General features: G+C 41.7%; 14 protein-coding genes. 11 read left to right on the top strand and 3 right to left on the bottom strand.

Features of this window, described 5'->3' with window-relative positions; all coding sequences use genetic code 11:
- The first annotated feature begins 8 nt into the window (after positions 1–8).
- The 10 genes from FHW89_RS02650 to FHW89_RS02605 all read left to right on the top strand — a co-directional run bounded on the left by FHW89_RS02650 (position 9) and on the right by FHW89_RS02605 (position 12,537).
- On the top strand, positions 9–2,240 hold the full coding sequence (locus tag FHW89_RS02650) for a DUF4157 domain-containing protein (protein WP_216650452.1): 2,232 nt from the start codon (positions 9–11) through the stop codon (positions 2,238–2,240).
- A 58-nt stretch (positions 2,241–2,298) separates the two neighbouring features.
- Positions 2,299–3,342: a DUF4157 domain-containing protein gene (locus FHW89_RS02645; protein ID WP_172333444.1), complete on the top strand. Its 1,044-nt coding sequence runs from the start codon at positions 2,299–2,301 to the stop codon at positions 3,340–3,342.
- 14 nt (positions 3,343–3,356) lie between these two features.
- Positions 3,357–5,168, top strand: coding sequence for a DUF4157 domain-containing protein (locus FHW89_RS02640; RefSeq protein ID WP_216650451.1), 1,812 nt, complete (start codon positions 3,357–3,359; stop codon positions 5,166–5,168).
- Between the two features lie 10 nt (positions 5,169–5,178).
- Entirely contained in the window at positions 5,179–6,618 is a 1,440-nt protein-coding gene (locus FHW89_RS02635; RefSeq protein WP_172333443.1) for a DUF4157 domain-containing protein, read from the top strand.
- 11 nt (positions 6,619–6,629) lie between these two features.
- Positions 6,630–7,559, top strand: a complete 930-nt coding sequence (locus tag FHW89_RS02630) for a hypothetical protein (protein ID WP_172333442.1) — start codon at positions 6,630–6,632, stop codon at positions 7,557–7,559.
- An 18-nt stretch (positions 7,560–7,577) separates the two neighbouring features.
- Positions 7,578–8,894: an ATP-binding protein gene (locus tag FHW89_RS02625; RefSeq protein WP_172333441.1), complete on the top strand. Its 1,317-nt coding sequence runs from the start codon at positions 7,578–7,580 to the stop codon at positions 8,892–8,894.
- Positions 8,895–8,921: 27 nt separating this feature from the next.
- Positions 8,922–9,734: an SH3 domain-containing protein gene (locus FHW89_RS02620; RefSeq protein WP_172333440.1), complete on the top strand. Its 813-nt coding sequence runs from the start codon at positions 8,922–8,924 to the stop codon at positions 9,732–9,734.
- Positions 9,735–9,766: 32 nt separating this feature from the next.
- Positions 9,767–10,918, top strand: coding sequence for a hypothetical protein (locus tag FHW89_RS02615; protein ID WP_172333439.1), 1,152 nt, complete (start codon positions 9,767–9,769; stop codon positions 10,916–10,918).
- 156 nt (positions 10,919–11,074) lie between these two features.
- Complete coding sequence (locus tag FHW89_RS02610; protein ID WP_172333438.1) at positions 11,075–12,037, top strand: heme-binding domain-containing protein; 963 nt, start codon at positions 11,075–11,077, stop codon at positions 12,035–12,037.
- A gap of 17 nt (positions 12,038–12,054) precedes the next feature.
- Positions 12,055–12,537 (top strand): hypothetical protein, encoded by a 483-nt coding sequence (locus FHW89_RS02605; protein ID WP_172333437.1) that lies wholly within the window; start codon positions 12,055–12,057, stop codon positions 12,535–12,537.
- A 42-nt stretch (positions 12,538–12,579) separates the two neighbouring features.
- Here the strand turns inward: FHW89_RS02605 and FHW89_RS02600 are convergent, their stop codons facing one another.
- From FHW89_RS02600 to FHW89_RS02590, 3 genes are all read right to left on the bottom strand, one after another.
- Positions 12,580–13,557: a GlxA family transcriptional regulator gene (locus tag FHW89_RS02600; RefSeq protein WP_172333436.1), complete on the bottom strand. Its 978-nt coding sequence runs from the start codon at positions 13,555–13,557 to the stop codon at positions 12,580–12,582.
- 255 nt (positions 13,558–13,812) lie between these two features.
- Positions 13,813–15,213, bottom strand: coding sequence for a pyridoxal-dependent decarboxylase (locus FHW89_RS02595; protein WP_172333435.1), 1,401 nt, complete (start codon positions 15,211–15,213; stop codon positions 13,813–13,815).
- A gap of 421 nt (positions 15,214–15,634) precedes the next feature.
- The gene (locus tag FHW89_RS02590; RefSeq protein ID WP_172333434.1) at positions 15,635–16,624 is read right to left on the bottom strand and encodes a fatty acid desaturase; all 990 of its coding nucleotides are present in this window, start codon (positions 16,622–16,624) and stop codon (positions 15,635–15,637) included.
- Between the two features lie 316 nt (positions 16,625–16,940).
- On the opposite strand from FHW89_RS02590, the gene FHW89_RS02585 reads away from it, so the two are divergent.
- Positions 16,941–17,474, top strand: coding sequence for an OmpA family protein (locus tag FHW89_RS02585; protein ID WP_172333433.1), 534 nt, complete (start codon positions 16,941–16,943; stop codon positions 17,472–17,474).
- The last annotated feature ends 124 nt before the right edge of the window (positions 17,475–17,598 follow it).

Genomic DNA, 17,598 nt, shown 5'->3' with positions numbered 1-17,598 from the left:
TAGAAGTAATGTTAGCAAATAAGCAATCACAACCCGAAAATACTACAAAGGCAAAAAACAATGCTCCTTTTTTTCCCGGGCATTTGGTACAGCCTAAATTACAGGTAAATGAGCCTGGTGACAGCTATGAGCAGGAAGCAGACCTTATGGCTGATCAGGTTATGCGTATGAGCGTCCCTTCATCAAATGAGTCTTCGTTTTTTAAACCCGCTCCAACAACTGTTCAGCGTAAATGTCAGCATTGCGAAGAAGAAGAAAAACTTCAGCGTAAAGAAGGCCCTGATACCGGTTTAGATGTAATCAGTGATTTTAAACCAGCATTAACAACCCTTCAGCGTAAATGTCAGCATTGTGAAGAGGAGGTTCATCGTAAAGAAAGCTCCGGTGCAACCGTAAATGGAGGTATCGAATTGGACAGTTATGTAGCATCCCTTGGCTCATCCGGGCAGTCTCTATCAGAAAGCAGTCGTAACTTTTTCGAACCCCGTTTTGGTCATGATTTTTCAAATGTGCGTATTCATACCGATTCTGTAGCCGCAAAATCCGCGCAAGCCATTAACGCGCTGGCCTATACTACAGGTAATAATATTGTTTTTAACAGCGGTCAGTATTCGCCCGAAAGCGAAAATGGTAAAAGATTAATAGCTCATGAGCTCACCCACACCATACAACAAGGGGGAAACAATGTTTCGCGAATGATACAAAGAACGGTAGATAATGTAGAAGTAAATTGCGGCGATAATCAAATCAAATTCTCTCATGATGGAGCCATTACCTCTTATAATCTTGATCATTGTAACGTAACAGATGGTCAATACAATGCAACGGTAAGGCTATCACCCGCCAGGGTAGATTTTGACCTGGGGACTGTTGGGCCAGGTACACAGTTTGATTTCAGTTATGCCATAGGCCCTGGCCAGCCAAGCCCTAATACATTCTTTGCCGGGCAAACATCGGTTGCCATCAATTGCACGCATACACCATCAGCTTCGGGTGATGGCACAAATATACATTTCAATGCAAGCAGGCTAACTCCGGAACAGTTTACCCAGATGACGGGTAGATCAATTGATAGCGTACCAGAAGGGATGATGGTGCCGTTAGGTAATTTAATATCTTCTGTTGCAGGACCGGCATTAGCAGGGGCAAGTCATTTTTCGCCAACTCCATGGTCTTTCATTCCCAGAAATACCACCGGTATATTATGGGGTGGCAGCCATACCTCAGTGTGGTCAAACCCGGAAGGCCTGTTTTCAACACCAACAATAAGGGGATATAGGGGAAACCTCGGGTATTATATGGGCGAATATGCGCCAATAGTTGGCCATAACTTTACAGTCAGACTTCACGAGGGCGTACCCGGTAGTTTTGCAAATGATGCCTGGTTCCCGATGATGGCCGGCGATCAATATTATATTTTTACGCCTCAAACACCGGAACAGGGCCTGGCATTTGCCGAACGTTTAAGAAGTACCGAATATGGGGGGACTTATACCTACAGTCCGCCACGTGCAACAGGGGCTGCGGATCCCATATTAGGTCCGGTCGGTCCTACTGAGGGCAATCTCAATGCAGAATTATTATCACGGGGACGGGCTCCAATGTGTACAAATAATTGCATTACGGTACCCAGAGCCGAAGTTGAGGCCGCCATTGGCGGAAGACCAGCCACTCCAAGCGGAGTAGATGTAATGAGCGGAACCGGTCCGGATGGGGCTGTTGACCCCGCATTTGCAGGGCGCGGCAGGCTAATGACCGAGGCGATGCGTGATGGGCCATTGCCTCCCGGAGCACAACGACTTCGTATCCGGGTAACTCCAGGCGGGTCAGCCGGAATGTTTGTAATAAGAGGTGCTGGCGGAATAATGCTGGTATACGGCATTTATCAAACAACTGATAGAATAGCTTCATCAGTAGGCACAGGTCACACCACAACAGTAATTACAGAAGAAGCAGGTTCATGGACTGGAGGCATTTTAGGCTCGGCCCTTGGCGGAGCGGCAGCTGGTGCAATTTTATGCGCACCTACAGGTCCTGTTGATGCAGTTTGTGTAGTTGGCGGATTTCTTGGTGGATTATTATTTGGAGCTATTGGCGGAGCTGTAGGGCACACCGTTGGCCACGAGGTTGGAGAACATGTAGCTACACCAATTGTAGATTCTGTGATCCAACAAGCAGCCGAAGTGGAAAGCAGCATGACAAGAAGTATTTATAATCTATATGGAGTACCCTATTTTTAAAGGATTACAATTAATAATTGAATTTTTCAATAAACAGGAATTATCAGAATAGGTTTATATGTCAAAAGAGAAACAAAACACTGAACCAGTAAAAAGCAATTCGCATCATATCACATCCAAGGCTGCTTCATTCTTTTTTCAACCCAAGCTTACCATAAATCAGCCAAATGATGTTTATGAACAAGAGGCCGATGCAATGGCAGATAAGGTGATGCCTATGGCAATACCCAATCATAACCAAAATGTTTTTTTTAAACCGGTTGGGGATAGTATCCAACGTCAATGCCAACATTGCGAAGAGGAGGGAAAATTGCATCGCAAGGAAAGCTCAGACTCCAATGTGCAGGGGGGATATGAGTTAGACAATTATGTAGGCACTCTTGGATCATCCGGGCAAGCTCTATCCCAAGCCAGCCGCCAGTTTTTTGAACCCCGTTTTGGGCGGGATTTTTCCAATGTACGTATCCATACTGGCTTAGAAGCAGAAAAATCGACACAATCCATTAATGCATTAGCTTATACTACAGGCAATAACATCGTTTTCAATACCGGGCAATACGCTCCGGAAAGCAACAGCGGTAAAAAGCTAATAGCCCACGAGTTAACGCACGTAGTGCAGCAAGGACAAGGAGCAGAAGTTAAAACCTTCCCATGGCTTCCAGTTGCTCTGGGTACTGCAGTTATGGGAGGGGCATATGCTTATTGGAAATATAATTGTTTACAACCATGCAAGCCTTTAATGAAAAGAGCCTCAGACGATTTCAGTGAGTGGTACTATGAGCAAACCAAGGCCGACGTCCCGAACAATGTTTGGGATGCCTATGGGCATTGTTATGCGGCATGCTGCGCAAAAAAAAGATGTGGAGGAACCGCAGCGTACTTGGCCGGCCGGGGCCGGGAGTTTTATAGGCAATATCTTGACAGCGAGCCCCACGATAGTTATACCCAGGACGTAAACAATCAGGAGCTGGGCAGGAGTTTAGCTAAAGATGAATATGCAGACTGTTCCGAGGCATGTCAAAATCAAGCAGCTAAATTGGACCTGACTGCACCAAAAGCATCATTTTGGAATCCCCAAAAAGGCTTATATAAACCAGAATAAAATTATTATATCCATTGGAATCAGCAAAACATACCCAGAGGCAAGACAGAATAAAGGATCCATTATTTGTATCCAGATCATTCTTTCAACCAAAGCTCAACATAAATCAACCTAATGATATTTATGAGCAAGAGGCCGATGCTATGGCCGACCGGTTTATGCGTATGCCTGATCCTGCTATAAATGATAACACTTTTTTTAAGCCTGCTCAAACCATTCAGCGCAAATGCCAACATTGTCAACAAGAGGAGAAACTTTTTCGTAAAGAAAGCTCTACAGCCGGAACTCTTGGTGGCCATGATTTAGATACCTATGTAGCTTCATTAGGTTCTTCTGGTCAACCGCTACCTGAAAACAGCCGTCAGTTTTTTGAGCCACGTTTTGGGCAGGATTTTTCGGGCGTGCGCATCCATACTGATACTGTGGCCGCAAAATCGGCACAATCCATTAACGCGCTTGCTTATACTACGGGCAATAATATTGTTTTTAACAGCGGTCAGTTTTCCCCTGAAAGTGACAGTGGTAAACAACTAATGGCGCACGAATTAACACACGTAGTACAACAACGCAAAGGGATCCATCCCAAATTAATTCAGCGTGCACCAGGAAAAGGAGACGCACAAGCAATAATTGACCGCGATAAATTGATTAAAGATATCAAGGCAGAAGCAGCCTTTAAAGCCATGGATGCGGGACAAAAAAAACTTGCCGAGGAAATCATCACCGAAATAAAGAAAAAGCCAGTTCCTATTCAGAATTCCTATTATTTGAAACAGTTTCAATTGCTTTTTAAAACGGTAACCCAAACACCCGCACAAATCACCACTGCAACAAATGCAAAAACCAATACGGCAGTTGCACAGGAAGCTGTAAGAGTTGCCAAACCAGAAGAAGCCAAAAATAAGGATATGGAGGAAAATACCGCGAAAGATCCCGCCAGATCATTTGAGCGCGTTGTTGGTAAATTTGGAGGCGGTGCTTATTATATCGACCGAAGATCGCCAACTGATATTGTCATCAAGGCCGAAATAATGTTAAGGCCTACAGGTACGGGTACTATGGATCAGGTTAACAAAATTAAACAAATGAAGGATGGGATCGAAAAAGCAGCCTCCACCAAAGGCTATATCGTCTCCATCACATTTGTCGATGTAGCCGGGCCTGATACGTTCACGGTGGAAGTGAATCCATCGGAATGGGAAGTGGCCACCAATTGGTCTGGAGGAAGTCCTAAAGGTTTTGCCCATGAATTGCATCATATGATGGCTTATGAATTAGACCGCTATAACTACATTGATTCGCAGGCAGACAATGATGAGATGAAGCTGGGTACTAGGTTATACTGGTTCAGGAAAGAACTATCAAAACCCGCGGGTTATAATGATCCTACATCCATTATGGATAACGCAGATCACCCAAATAATCTTGATGTATGTACAGTTGCGGGAATAGATATGAAAACCTGCATGGACGCACGTAAAAAGATGGATGATGATGCGGTTCCTGTTGGTGAAAAGAAGCAATTTGTTACACCCGATACTATAAAAATTGGCAATGGTAAAAAAGCCAGGATTGGTTTAGACATGCATATTGATTTTTTACCAGACCATGTCCGTTTGCATGTATTTACGGCTAATGAACAAGGCGGCGAATATAAAGCCGGCGCATCACGCCAGATCATAGGCGATCCGGGTAAAGGCGGGGACTATGGTGTCGCTTTATCAGCAGTATCTGCCGGCCCTTTTATAAGACTTGAAGGAAGATCTGAAACTACGGGTATAAATGTACCAAGCGTTAAAGGGACATATACTTTAGAATTTAATTAAATATTTCACAGTGGATTCACATCAACATATCAAACTGGTTGGTAAGCTTGAAAACCACACAGCCTCCAAATCGCTATTTTTTCAGCCAAAGCTCTCCGTCAATCAACCTAACGATATTTATGAGCAGGAGGCAAATCATGTGGCTGATAGGGTTATGCGTATGGCTGTTCCAGCTCATAACGAAAAGGCCTTTTTTAAATCTTCTGATGGAATACAACGCAAATGCCAGCATTGTGAAGATGAAGTAAAGCTGCATCGCAAGGAAAGTCCGAACGCAGATGCGCACAGTGGCCATGAATTGAATAATTATATTGGTTCATTAGGTGCATCCGGCCAAACATTATCTGAGAATAGCCGTCGTTTTTTTGAGCCACGTTTTGGTCATGACTTTTCAGATGTACGCATCCATACGGACACAATAGCTGCAAAATCTGCTCAATCAGTCAATGCATTAGCCTATACTACGGGTAACAATATAGTATTTAACAACGGGCAATATTCGCCAGATAGCGATAACGGCAAGAAGTTACTAGCACATGAATTAACTCATGTAGTACAACAAGAAAAAACACGTCCATTGGTGCAGCGAAAAATAATGGTCGGAAATACGGCAATGACGGTTGACGATCAATACAAAAAAATAGTAAAAGATACATTTGGAGATAAAGGTTTAGAAATTGTATTGGGATGGCATAACAATGGGGCGGGCCCCGAATATGATTTTAAAGATTGGGAAGCTTATCGAACCGAGATCCGTATCCGGAGCAATGCCATAAAGGGTATGGATATTGCCAACGATAAAAGCATTAATTGTTGCCATTACCCAACAAAAGGTCATCCCGGAGGCACTTTGAACCCATTTTATTGGGATAAAACGGAGGATTATCATTTCATCGCAAAAGTACCATTCCCCGCTGGGAAAAACTCTTCAGACGCAATAGAAGATATGTTTAGGCCTAATGCAGGCACAGAGCTTGAATGCCTTACATTGTCTGTTGCTGTAGAGTATTATGCATTGCTTCAGGCTTTGGGTAAGGATAAATTTAACAAAATGTTTCCAGCGGGTGCCGGTCTGGTGATTGCCAATTCAGGTGCCGATCTTTTAAAGTCATTGGTAGGTTCTGACAAATTTGAGGAGCTACCAACAAAACAAAAAATAAGCGAACTTATTCCGGGCGATCACGGCTACTTTAAAAACTTTGCCGACTATGGAGCTAAACATCCAAATGGCTTATGGCAGGGCGAAAATGTAATATACTATGGTAACGGAAAATTCAGGGGCTTTGGAATAGGAATCTATGACGAGGATACCATTTTAGACAGATTGGTTTACTATTACAATAAAGATTTAGATGACAAGGACAAAAAAACAAAGACTGATCTTATAAAAGAAGGTGGGGGTTTTACAGGATGGGTTACCCGACCATCAATTAAACAAATTTTAAAATAAAATGTAATAACTTGAAAGCAATAAGAGATACAACGCAACCGGAAACGTCTGCAAGATCGCGGGATAAAAGCCCCTTGTTCTTTCAGCCTAAACTTTCCATTAATCAGCCCAAAGACATTTACGAGCGGGAGGCCGATAACATGGCCGATCAGATTATGCGCATGGCAAATCCTGCCCCAAATAAAAATACTTTTTTTAAACCAGCCAATAATATAGTTCAAAGGCAGGATGATCCATCCAAAACACTTACGGAAGGGGCAGGAGTTGTTAAAGAACAGTTGGATGATAAACCCGGGTTTGAAGAATGGCAGAAAGAGCAAACAGACGCGCTGAAAAAAGCAGTTTGGGACAACCAACCTACCGAACTTAAAGCAAGTATTATAGGTTTTGGCCTCGGTTCATTGGGAATATTGGGTTCGGTATTCGCTACTGATCAAAGATTCAGGACCGACACTATAAAATCACTAAATGATAAAAACATAGCGTTGCCACTTTCACTAATCCCATATCACGATTATTTCCCTTTATCTTCTTTTAAATATAAATTAAGTGATAATAAAACCCCTTTGTCATTTGATACAGAATTTGAGTTCAAGCCTTATCTGGAATTGTTACATAATAAATGGAACTTTATCCCAAAACTTGATCTTACATTAGGTTTAAGCAGTGAATATTCATCAAAAGGAGGTTTTGATGTCACAGGTGGCTCCATTAAACTAAAATTTGCCAGTGGTATTATTAACCTGCAAGGATACATCAATCAACCTTTGCCTCCTACGCCTATGTTGGTTAGCGGTAACGGACAATCACCCATGTGGATAATGAGAACCCTTCCCGGTCAGTTTGAGGATCAATTACCAAAAGGAACCGGTGTATTTTTATCTGTCGACGTATTACGTCTACCAGAGCTGTTTACAAACGGAGGAGAAAAAAAACCTTAATATTAAAGCTTAGACACCATGCAGGCTCAATCAATAACCAGCTCTTTGGAAGTACTTTATCAGGTGATACATAATCGCCTGCAAGCGCATTTCAATAATACAGAAACTTCTTTTCCACCAGTTACCATCATGGACGATGGCAGCTCAATTAATGGGTTTATTATCGAAAAGAAGCTTCCTATCGAGGAATACATTATCCTTTTAACCGCGCTGGCCCCGCATTTGCGTACATCCTTTTTTGAAAACATTATACAAGAGTTTTTACCAAATGGCGGCGATTTTCCTGAATTTGGAGGAATAAAAGGAAATAACCACCGCGGATTACTGCCCACCGGTGAAACCGTTCAGTTCATATTAGGTAGTAATGATATCGACAAACGCCTTGCAGTTCAGTATCTACTCACTCATGGCGTATTGGTTAAACATGGCGTACTGTCTATGGAAACCGTTAAAGAGGGCGAACCATTAATGAGCGGCAGGATCATACTTGATGCAGAATGGGTAAGCCGTTTTCTTACAGGTGCCGAAACAGTACCTAAATTCAGTCCCGATTTTCCGGCAAAAAATATTGCAACGGCCATGACGTGGGACGATCTTGTATTGAACAATTATACTCAGAACCAGCTTAATGAGATTATGATATGGGTGAAACATAATGATACATTGATGCAGGATGAGGTACTGAAAAGAAAAATAAAACCAGGCTACAGGGCACTGTTTCATGGCCCTTCAGGAACGGGCAAAACATTAACAGCCACCCTACTTGGCAAGTACTTTGATAAAGAAGTGTATCGTATTGACCTCTCGCAGGTGGTAAGTAAATACATAGGCGAAACAGAAAAAAACCTGGAGAAAGTATTCCTGAAAGCCGAAAATAAAAACTGGATATTGTTTTTTGACGAAGCAGATGCCTTATTTGGTAAGCGTACCGGCGTGCAAAGCTCTCATGACAGGTACGCCAACCAGGAAGTAAGTTACCTACTGCAACGCATAGAAGATTTTCCCGGCCTGCTCATACTCGCATCCAACCTGAAAAGTAATATGGATGATGCTTTCTTAAGACGCTTCCATACGATCATACATTTCTCTATGCCAAATGCGCAGGAGCGGCTAAAATTATGGGAAAAAGCATTCCCTGAATCATGCGGGCCAGAACCCTGCATCCAATTAAAGGACCTGGCTGATAAATATGAATTAACCGGGGCAGCTATACTTAACATCATCCATTACGCCGCGCTGCAATCTATATCCAAAAATGATCAATACATACGCCTCAGCGACTTGATAGAAGCGATAAGAAAAGAGTATCGTAAAGAAGAACGTACCATGAGTTAATTAAACCACATAACCGGAGGAAAGAACATGGCCTTAGCACAATTTCATATATACACCCCACAGGAGTTTCAGCAGTATCTGGTAAACACAGTTTTTTCCAGAAGCATTAAAATGATACAAAACCATCATACCTGGGAGCCAAATTACAGTTCACTAAGCCCTAGTCAAGGGGAAATGTATTGGCTCGAATCTATGAGAAGCTATCATATCCATAATAATGACTGGAGCGACATCGCGCAGAATCTGACCACTTTCCCTTCCGGTAACATTGGGCTATGCCGCCCAATAAATATCACACCAGCAGGCATTTTTGGTGCAAACTCAGGGGCCATTTGTATCGAAAACTTAGGTAACTTTGATGCAGGGCATGATCAAATGACCCTACCGCATAAGGATACTATTGTATTTTTAAATGCTATACTTTGTATGAAGTTTGATCTGAAACCGGTAAAAGAGCAAGTAGTTTATCATCATTGGTTTGACCGTTCAGGTAAAAGATTCCCTGAAAGTGTGGTTAATAATAATCAGGTTGGCAATCAACAGAAAACTTGTCCGGGCACTGCGTTTTTCGGCAACAATACCATTACATCTGCCGAAGCTAATTTCTTTCCTCTGATTGCTAGTAGAATAAAGCAACTCGATGAAACTTCGATATCCCAAATTGCATCTATGATTGTAAATACAGATGTATTAAACGTCCGCTCAGGGCCAGGTACATCGTATCCTATTTTGCGCACAATTACTCAAGATACTCAGGTTGCCATTTATACCACAACCAATCAATGGAGTAAAATAAGTAACACGGCAGACGAATGGGTGTTCAGCAGCTATTTGTCTTAACTAATTTTTAAAACCTCAAACCATAAAAAATCATGTTGTCATTTTTTAAAGCAAAAACCTGGAGCGGAGCCGGTTGGCTACTGACCCTTTGCGTGATACTTGTTTTTATTGCGATGATTTATACCGCACTTCATCTTTGCTATAAGGGTACCGATCATAAAAAACTGGACAATACGCAATTGTTGAATATTGATAATGTACTTGCTGTATATCCTGATCCTGATTCGGCTCAGTTGGCATCAAAAGACCCAGCGGTTAAAAAAGCTGTATTTGCAAACCGGAGAGAACGCGATCGTGCGCTGTTTAACTTTTTAAGAAATGAATATGACGGACGCATAGATGAATACCGTCTCAAACGTATGGATAGTTTATTGATCAATCTTAACAATAAAGATGCCAAGGCATACCTTACCAATGCGGAGATCATTGTGAATGATTTTTTCTGGTTTGTTGGAACAGGCACTTATGCCGAGGTGTTGTTTTGGGCTCTTATAGGCGTTCTGGTAAGTTTAATTTATTATGTAAGTATTGCCAACCGCCAGGCATTAAAATTGGCTGGAGATGCGGATACAGGGCCGTTCGACCCTGCTGAAATATCTGGGCAGGTATCAAAAATGTTTTACGCCCCCATATGTGCTCTTGTTTTGGTGCTTGGATACAATTTATTAAGCGGCAGCAACTCCAAAATGACAGATATCAGCATAGGTAAAGGGCTTTTATTGTTTTCATTTATTTCGGGATTCTTTTCGGGACGGGTTATGAAATTTATTGATGGATTAAAAGACCTGGTATTACCATTAAGCGGAAACGATAGCACCTCAACAGATAACAGTAATAAAACGGATGGAAAAACAGCAGATATAACCGTCGATCTGCATTTAGCTCAGGCTATGTTATCCGCACCCGAGGCAGCCGATATCATTGAGGGAGGATTTAATGCGGCTGTTGTTACACTAAAATCCGACGCAGGCGATATTATTACACTCGACAAACCAGCCAATGATCAAAGTTCAGAATTTACAGCAACACAGATACCTCAGGGAAAATATAACCTGCATGCCACTATGGCTTTTAAAAATAACGATGTTATTATTAATCTTGAGGGTGATAAGAATATTGAAATAAGTGATACCAACAAGACCATCTTTCAATTGGATCTGGATAAAGCGGCAGAGGCTGGCTAAAACCGTCTCCCCGTACTTTTTTGAGGTCTGATGAACGGGCACCTGTATAACTCAACCGTTAAAATGTCCGGTTCGCCTTTGAAATTGTCTACTTCGACACTGGTTATGCGTATAAGTGTTTATTATTAAACAACTTTGCTGTATAATCATTGAACTATGAATACCCCAAATTCCAACCTATTCAAAAGAAAACCCATAGTCATAGGAGCTATTTTGCTGATCGGCTTTTTGTCTATACAATTCATTCGCCCTCAGATCACCAATCCACCGGTAACGGCAGAAATAGAAGCTCCGACAGAAGTAAAAAGTATATTGACACGGGCTTGTTATGATTGCCACTCCAATGAAACCAACCTACGCTGGTATGATCAGATATCACCTGTTTATTGGAGAGTAGCCGGTCACGTGAATACCGGTCGCAAACACTTAAATTTTTCCAACTGGAAAAATCTGGCACCAGCCGATCAAAAAGCCATGCTTTGGGAAGCCGTTAACCAGATAGCCGCTGGTGCTATGCCTATAAAGGATTACGAACTGGTTCATCCCTCGGCTGCCATTTCCAAAAGCGATCTGGAGATATTGAAAAAATACGTCTCGTCCTTTTCGCCTAAGCAAATCCCGGGAGATACCGCTAAAATAAACACGGCCGATAAGCAATATGCGCATTGGCAAAAAACAACTACCACTTTAGCTAAACTGCCCAAAGCCTTAAACGGAATTACTTATATTCCAGACTATAAAAACGGGGAAACCATCAGTACCACCGAACGTTTTGATAATGGCACTATGCGAGTGATCTTCGGTAATCCGATAGCCATAAAAGCCATTCGCGAACATCATATTAATCCATGGCCCAATGGAACAACGTTTGCCAAAGTGGCCTGGGATCAGGTAACCGATAAAGATGGCAATATACACACCGGCGCATTTAAGCAGGTGGAGTATATGATTAAGGACGATAAAAAGTATGCCTCAACTGCCGGATGGGGTTGGGCCCGATTTAAAACTGATAAGCTTGTGCCTTATGGTAAAACAGCCCTGTTTACTAATGAGTGTGTGAGCTGTCATAAACCCTTAAGTAACACCGACTTTGTTTTCACATCACCAATTGAACACTAATCTATCAGGAAATCATCATGAAAATTACTCATATATTATTCGCGGCCTCTGTTTTGATAGTATCGGCCTGTAATAACCGTAAACCCGTCGAGGAACTTTTAAATAAGAAAGCCGCTATACCCGCTTCGTTTAACTTTAGCAAAGCTGGCTTAAAAGTGATCACCTCATTCATCAACAAAAAGGAGCAAACCATGTCAACTCTCTACGGCAATGACCTAGCCTTAAAAACAGCTCTTTTAGGTTCAGCAAACTATCCGCCGGGAGAAAACCTGACACTGGTTACCTGGAAACAGCAGGACGATGATCGCTGGTTTGGTGCCAGGATACCCGGCGACCTGTTATCTGTTGAAGTGATTAAAACAATCAGTTCAAATACTGGAAACGTTACAACTAATTATCAACGATTTACAGGAAGGGAATTAGCGATAGATACTGATACAACACATCAGCAGGAACGTATTAGTTACATCTTTTCTCAGAAGCCTTCAATAATGCCCTGATGCTTTTTTAAAATAGCAACAAGGCATTATTAAAGATCTGTATTACGTGGCGTACTCCCGTTGGTACTTATTCCGGTAATCAATAGGAGAGAGGCCTGTTATACGCTTAAATGTAGTACGAAAAGCTTTGGTATCGGTATAGCCTACGTTATACATTACTTCGTTCACATTCTCGCGCGAAGTTTCCAGGCTTACTTTAGCAGCCTCGATCTTTACACGCTGTATATATTCGGCCACGGTATTTGCTGTGGCTTTTTTAAAGCGGCGTTCCAGGTTTCGGCGACCAAGAGCAAACATCGAGGCCAGTTGCTCTACCGTGATTTTTTCCTGGTAATTCTTTTCAATAAATTCCTGTGCTTTTTTGATCGGATCATCTGCATGATCTTTTTGCCCCTGAAATATGATGAATGACGATTGGCTATTCCGCTCCATTTCAATGGCAAAAACCTTGGCACTTAAAATGGCAATGTCACGACCGGCGTATTTTTCAATAAGATATAAAATAAGATTCAAGTAGGAGAAGGCCCCCCCGCTCGAATAAATGCCCTGCTCATCTGTAATGATCTTTTCGGTAACCAGGTTAACATCCGGGAACATCCGCCTGAATTCATTGGCAAACATCCAGTGTGTAGCGCATTTTTTGCCGGTTAACAAGCCGGTTGAGGCTAATAAAAAAGCCCCCATGCACAAACTGGCGATCTCGGCTCCTTTATTATATTGTTCGGTTAACCAGGGTAAAAACTCTTTATTATTCTCCACTTCTTCACTGATATTACCATCAATGGCAGGAATAATGATCAGATCGGTCTTTTCAACTTCACCGATCAGCTTATTGGCATTAACGGTAAATAAGCCACCGCTAACCGGAGTTTCCATGGTAAGGCCAACCAGTTCAACTTTAAAAATAGGGTCTTTGCCGGCCGCCAAAAAAAATTGGTTCACTTGCGTAAGCAATTGACGAGACCCTTCCAGGCTTCCGAGTATGGCCCGTTTAGGAACCAGTATCGATATATGTTTCATACAGTAAATGGTTTATAATGCAGGTTTTTACTTCCCCAAATTGACGTATACTCCAATCATGGAGTATTGCAATATAACGTTAATTTTTTTTAGATGTAATAAGCAAAAATCACTTATCTGTTTACAAGCATTAATCTATCAATAGGCACCAATCCTTCAACTAAAACACATAACAATCTGATTATCTGCTTATTTTTAAAGTTCATTAAACAAATAAGTCAACTTTATTATTTTAAATCAGTACGTATTTACCGGTCAGGAAGCCTTGGTCAATTCATTAATAGCTATCAAAATATCCTCTTCCGTAGTTCGCCAGTTTACAAATGCTGCCCGCAAACAAGGTACTCCTTTATAGGACGTCGGAGAGATGAATAACTTACCTGATACTTTGAGCTTTTCCAATATCAGGGCTAGTTTACGGCCTCTATCTTCTTCGCTATCTATAGTAAAACAAACTACGTTCAACCTTACAGGCGCGACTAATTTAAATATGGTGTTTTGCTCCAGTAGCTGCGCAAATTGATTGGCCAGCGCTATATTATTTTCCACAATCCATCCAAATCCGCTGCGACCATAGGCTTGTAATGCAAACCAGGCCGGCAAGGCTCTTAAGCGCCTGGAGTTTTCAGGCCCGAAGTTCAGGAAACTAAAGTCGGTAGCCGGATCGCCTAAATAGGGGGCATTACTGTTCTGAAACGTTTGCAACTGAAATGCCGCGTGTTTTTCATGAACAAGGTATATAGCGCCATCATAAGGAACATTGAGCCATTTGTGGCAATCAACAGTAATACTATCGGCAAATTCCCATCCGCTTAGCAGATGACTATGCTTTTCCGAACAAACCGCGAAAGCCCCAAAAGCAGCGTCGATATGCCAATAAAAAGTATATTGCTTTTGTAAATCAGCAATGGCCTGCATATCATCAAAATCAACGGTATTAACCGTACCGCCACTACTGATCACAATAACCGGATAATCCTTATTTTCCTGCAATTTAACTTCCAGATCAGCTGTATCCATAGCTTCCCGGTTACCTTCTGCGGTTTTTACTGTAATGATATTGCTACTCCCCAAACCCAACATAGCCAGTGATTTAATAGCTGACGAATGTGGAGTGGCTGTTAATATTCTGATCTCTGTTTTGATACCCTCACGGGCAATATCAATACCCTTTTGCTTGCCTGCCCACTGCCGGGCAATGGCCAAACAGGTAAAGTTCGACATGGTAGCGCCCGTTACAAAGCCACCTTTAAAGTAGGATGGCAAGCCAAACAATTGAATAAGCCAGTTAATGGTTTGCAACTCAATATTGGCAGACACATCACCCGAGCCTTTGATTCCCTGTGGGTTCTGATCAAACACCGCACTTAGCCAGTCGCCGGCAATTGCGGCCGGAGTGGTGCCACCGGTTACAAAACCCCAATACCGCGGACCTGATGATGCCACTATCTTATCCTGATGTTGCTCATAAAAGGCTTTTAAGGTACCCTCCAGGCCAATTCCGTTTTCAGGAAGATTGATGGGAATAGTTACCTGAACATTATTGACGCTTACAGGCCTGTCATTTATTTCATTCAGGTAAGCAGCGGCTTTATCTTTAGTTAAAGATAATAAATAGTCCAGGTTATCAAGATCGTTTTGTAATGTGTTGTACATGGGTTTATCAATTCGATATCGCAAATAAATACATATTTGATCAGGATAAAACACCGGTCACAAAATTTGACACAGGCTGTACAAAAACTTTTTAAAGTTTTATTTTAACACTTTTTTGATCAAAAACAGGGTAAAAGCGATCGAAAAACAGCTCAAAACTCATTCAAAACCATCGATTTTAACACTTTTTAACAAATTTCAGCGCCGTTTTGAAAGCTTTAAAAAGTATTAGATAATTGATTGTCAAATAACTAAATTGAAAACAAGTCGATTTCTGGCTATATTTCTCCTTAACTAAACAGCCCGGTTTTTCTTTTTGGTCAGAAAAACCGGGCTGCTGTATATACAAAAATACGAAAATTTCCGCTTATAATTAAATTATCGAGGAGTAGCCCGCCTCATACCAGCTCTTTATTTTTCCTTAAAGCCCCTCGGCCATTTTTAGTCCTTCCTGGCGTATTTGCTCGGTACGTACATAACGTTTATCGGCACCTAAGCGCGACTGGGTGATGAACTCATAAAACATCCGTGTCCAGGATCGGGTTGAGTCCAGATGCTCATAAAACTCCTTGGTTATTTTATAATAGCGGGGTAAAAATCGGCCCGGGATATTCATAATGTCATGATGTTCGTTATGATAACCCACATTAAAACAAACCCAATTGAGCCACCCGTAATAGGAATTGGTTTCCTGACCTTCCTTAAATACAAAATGCTCATGTATAAAATGCCCCGCAGATGGGTGCAAACTAAAGCCCCATAGTGTTGAAAGCAGCAAATAAATAATGGCTATTTTACCTAAGAATATAAATATAAGCACATCTGTAATGACCAGCGTGATGATATTTGCCCACTCCCAACGGGTGGGCTTGGTATCAAAACCTCGCACCAAAAACAGAAAGAAGATGTAAAAAAACAACCACACAAATTTCTTTATCCCCGATTTGCCCACCATTTTAACCTCCCAATGGCTCGGGAAATCATTGTCTATCTGTTCGATACCTAAATGGGAGTGATGCTTCATATGGTGCCTTCTAAAAGCGATGGCTCCTGGAACCAGAACAGGTATGTTGGCAATAATAGCTAACGCCTTATTCTGCGCCGGGGTTTTAAGCATAAGGTTATGTGCCATTTCGTGTACGGCCATAGCCGCCCAATGGTTCATGGTGCCTCCAACTACGTATGATAACAAAATAATTTGCCACCAATAGGGGCCAAAGTGCGGAAACCAAACGCCTACCGCCCAGGCAAAGCTTAGCTGACCGGCTACAATAAATAGTGTAAGTACCGCGGCCCAGGGATCATAGCCCATCAATTTTTTTACCTGGGGATACTTTTTTAAAACCTCAATCCGGCGCAGATGATGAATGTCCGGTGTCTGAATGCCTTCAAATGGTGTGCTGCTTTCCATGATGATAAGTTTAGGTAACACTAATTTAACATCAATAGTCAAAATATCACACCGTATTTCTACCGAAAATAATGCGTACAAATACCTAACTATCAATACCATAAAGCACCATTAACAGATTATTTTCATGGACAGCTTATTTTAACGTAATACTTACCTTTTGAAATCTGCGTTTAGTTACGATACAAAATTGGTGGAGGACAGCCCGATGTGAAATAAACATCCTGTGATTCTCTTTATTTTCACGCCATGTTATACTCAACTGAGCTTGAAATCACGAATATTTTTTATGTTTACAAAAAAACAAAATTTAGCTATGAAAGCTTTAAAAACACCCTTATTTACTTTAATCTTTGCGTTAGGCGCCATCACTGTAATCTCATGTAAATCAAAAAAACTGGTTCAAAAACCTGTACCGGTTGAAACCGAACAAACTTACGCACCAAAGCCACAACCAGCTCCGGCGCCAAAACCTGCACCAAAAGAAACTCCACCGCCGCCACCGGCAAAACCAAACTATAACTTTAGCAATATCCAGTTTGAGTTTAACTCAGCCGTGCTAAGAACTTCATCTTACCAAACCCTTGATCAGGCAGCTGCTGAAATGAAGAAAGATCAAACTGTAAAATTTGTATTGAATGGTAATGCTTCATCAGAAGGTACGCCTGAGCACAATATGGAATTATCTGTTGAAAGAGCTAATTCAGTAAAATTATACCTGGTAAACAGCGGTATCAACGGCGATAACCTAAGCGTAAAAGGTTATGGCGAAAGCAAGCCAATTGCAGATAACACTACAGAAGACGGCAGAGCTCTGAACCGCCGTGTAGAGATCAAGCTTAACAAATAAATCTTTTCGACCTCATATCAAAAGCCCGGTAATTAAAATTACCGGGCTTTTTGCGTTCAAACGGGCAACCATTAAGCTTTTTGGCCCGTAATGAATAGAGTCAAGAGGTTAGAGTCAAGAATCA

Origin of the sequence: Mucilaginibacter sp. SG564 (genome assembly GCF_013149275.1) — a bacterium.
In the GTDB taxonomy this organism is placed as follows: Bacteria; Bacteroidota; Bacteroidia; order Sphingobacteriales; family Sphingobacteriaceae; genus Mucilaginibacter.
Note: the sequence above shows the minus strand (reverse complement) of the source record. Positions and strands in the feature narration are given on the sequence as shown.